Annotated in this window: 1 tRNA gene and 2 rRNA genes; all 3 read left to right on the plus strand. The window is 54.0% G+C overall.

What is annotated here, in order from left to right:
- Nucleotides 1–171: 171 nt before the first annotated feature.
- Nucleotides 172–2,973: ribosomal RNA gene (locus AC1D1B_RS30695) — 23S ribosomal RNA — on the plus strand.
- A gap of 201 nt (nt 2,974–3,174) precedes the next feature.
- A 5S ribosomal RNA gene (gene rrf / locus AC1D1B_RS30700) occupies nt 3,175–3,289 on the plus strand.
- Nucleotides 3,290–3,446: 157 nt separating this feature from the next.
- Nucleotides 3,447–3,523, plus strand: a tRNA-Met gene (locus tag AC1D1B_RS30705).
- The last annotated feature ends 36 nt before the right edge of the window (nt 3,524–3,559 follow it).

Here is a 3,559-nt window from a genome sequence, read left to right on the forward strand (position 1 = left end):
ACCGATCTCGAGAAGCTGGTCTTTTTGTGCCAATGACATCGAATTGGATCCCGCACAGGATCTGGTTCAGGCGACAATTCCTTCGGAATTGCGCGGACGCTAACCCCGCAAGGGAGAGGCTGAAGCGACAATCCCTTCGGGATTGCGCGGGTGGGCATTGGCAATGAGAACGATCAAGTGTCTTAAGGGCAATTGGTGGATGCCTTGGCATGCACAGGCGATGAAGGACGTGATACGCTGCGATAAGCTACGGGGAGGTGCGAATACCCTTTGATCCGTAGATTTCCGAATGGGGAAACCCACCTAAGGTACTTGGAAAATCAGAGCTGCAGGGTGACTTGCTGCTGTGGTTTCCAAGTATCGATAATAGGTAACTTATCCTGAATACATAGGGATAAAGTGGCGAACGCGGGGAACTGAAACATCTAAGTACCCGTAGGAAAGGACATCAACCGAGACTCCGGAAGTAGTGGCGAGCGAACCCGGACCAGGCCAGTGGCGATTGAGAGACAAGCGGAACCTTCTGGAAAGTAGGGCCATAGTGGGTGACAGCCCCGTACGCGTAATGCAATCAATCGTCCTCGAGTAAGGCGGGACACGTGAAATCCTGTCTGAAATTGGGAGGACCACCTTCCAAGCCTAAGTACTCGTGCATGACCGATAGCGAACTAGTACCGTGAGGGAAAGGTGAAAAGCACCCCGACAAGGGGAGTGAAAGAGTACCTGAAACCGATTGCCTACAAACAGTGGGAGCCCGCAAGGGTCACCACGTACCTTTTGTATAATGGGTCAGCGACTTAGTGTGACGAGCAAGCTTAAACCGATAGGTGTAGGCGCAGCGAAAGCGAGTCTGAATAGGGCGTTCAGTTCGTCGCATTAGACCCGAAACCGAGTGATCTAGCCATGAGCAGGTTGAAGGTAAGGTAACACTTACTGGAGGACCGAACCCATAACTGTTGCAATAGTTCGGGATGACTTGTGGCTAGGGGTGAAAGGCCAATCAAACTCGGAAATAGCTGGTTCTCCGCGAAATCTATTTAGGTAGAGCGTCGACCGAATACCCCAGGGGGTAGAGCACTGGATGGGCTAGGGGTCCTCACCGGATTACCAAACCTAACCAAACTCCGAATACCTGGGAGTACTAGTCGGCAGACACACGGCGGGTGCTAACGTCCGTCGTGAAAAGGGAAACAACCCTGACCTACAGCTAAGGTCCCCAAGTTATGGCTAAGTGGGAAAGGATGTGAGGATCCCAAAACAACCAGGATGTTGGCTTAGAAGCAGCCATCATTTAAAGAAAGCGTAACAGCTCACTGGTCTAAATAAGGGTCTTTGCGCCGAAAATGTAACGGGGCTAAAGCCATACACCGAAGCTTAGGGTTTGGTCCGCAAGGGCCAAGCGGTAGCGGAGCGTTCTGTAAGCTGATGAAGCCATACCCGTGAGGGGTGGTGGAGGTATCAGAAGTGCGAATGCTGACATGAGTAACGTAAGGGGAGTGAGAGACTCCCCCGCCGAAAGACCAAGGGTTCCTGCTTAAAGCTAATCTGAGCAGGGTTAGCCGGCCCCTAAGACGAGGCGGAAACGCGTAGTCGATGGGAACCACGTTAATATTCGTGGGCTTGGAGGTAGTGACGGATCGCACAAGTTGTCCAATCTTATCGGATTGAACGGGCAGCGGAGCGGTTCCAGGAAATAGCTCCTCCTTATAAACCGTACCCGAAACCGACACTGGTGGTCAGGTAGAGTATACCAAGGCGCTTGAGAGAACTATGCTGAAGGAACTCGGCAAATTGCACGCGTAACTTCGGAAGAAGCGTGACCCTTTTCTACGCAAGTAGAGGAGGGTGGCACAGACCAGGGGGTAGCGACTGTTTATCAAAAACACAGGGCTCTGCGAAGTCGCAAGACGACGTATAGGGTCTGACGCCTGCCCGGTGCTGGAAGGTTAAGAGGAGGGGTGCAAGCTCTGAATCGAAGCCCCAGTAAACGGCGGCCGTAACTATAACGGTCCTAAGGTAGCGAAATTCCTTGTCGGGTAAGTTCCGACCTGCACGAATGGCGTAACGACTTCCCCGCTGTCTCCAGCATAGACTCAGTGAAATTGAATTCCCCGTGAAGATGCGGGGTTCCTGCGGTTAGACGGAAAGACCCCGTGCACCTTTACTATAGCTTTACATTGGCATTCGTAGTGGCATGTGTAGGATAGGTGGTAGGCTTTGAAACCTGGGCGCCAGCTCAGGTGGAGCCACCCTTGAAATACCACCCTTATTACTATGGATGTCTAACCGCGGCCCGTTATCCGGGTCCGGGACAATGTATGGTGGGTAGTTTGACTGGGGCGGTCGCCTCCTAAAGAGTAACGGAGGCGCGCGATGGTGGGCTCAGAACGGTCGGAAATCGTTCGCTGAGTGCAATGGCATAAGCCTGCCTGACTGCGAGACTGACAAGTCGAGCAGAGACGAAAGTCGGTCATAGTGATCCGGTGGTCCCGCGTGGAAGGGCCATCGCTCAACGGATAAAAGGTACGCCGGGGATAACAGGCTGATGACCCCCAAGAGTCCATATCGACGGGGTTGTTTGGCACCTCGATGTCGACTCATCGCATCCTGGGGCTGGAGCAGGTCCCAAGGGTATGGCTGTTCGCCATTTAAAGCGGTACGTGAGTTGGGTTCAGAACGTCGTGAGACAGTTCGGTCCCTATCTGCCGTGGGTGTAGGAATATTGAAAGGATCTGTCCCTAGTACGAGAGGACCGGGATGGACGGATCTCTGGTGGACCTGTTGTGGCGCCAGCCGCATAGCAGGGTAGCTATATCCGGACGGGATAACCGCTGAAGGCATCTAAGCGGGAAACCCACCTTAAAACGAGTATTCCCTGAGAACCGTGGAAGACGACCACGTTGATAGGCCGGGTGTGGAAGAGCGGCAACGCTTGAAGCTTACCGGTACTAATAGTTCGATCGGCTTGATCGTTCTCATTCCTTATGCTCATTCGATAAAGTCGAATGGTCTGACCAGCGCTCACGCATGAGCGGCCCTTACGGGCCTATGCTCCGCGAGGGCGCCGGAAAACCGGCGACGCGCAGTCGCGCTTGCGGGCTTACGCCCGAAAGCAAAACACAAACGTCGCCTTGGCACAAAAAACAGCTTCTCGAACAACGTGCGTTTTGCCGACCTGGTGGTTATGGCGGAGCGGCTGCACCCGATCCCATTCCGAACTCGGCCGTGAAACGCTCCAGCGCTGATGGTACTTCGTCTCAAGACGCGGGAGAGTAGGTCGCTGCCAGGTCTGCCAAACGCACGTTGAACTCACATCCAGAAATTGGATGGAGTGGAATCTTCTCTTTTACGATAGGCCCGCCAAACGGGAGCTCGGGCCGCGCAAGCGGCCCTTTCATTTGGCGGCCCTTCTAATCCAGTAAGCCTCGGCTTACTTGTAAGGTTGACGCGGGGTGGAGCAGCCCGGTAGCTCGTCAGGCTCATAACCTGAAGGTCACAGGTTCAAATCCTGTCCCCGCAACCAAATCAAAAGGCCCGCCTCGTGCGGGCCTTTTTGTAT

The organism is Mesorhizobium sp. P2_C5_2, assembly GCF_056404535.1.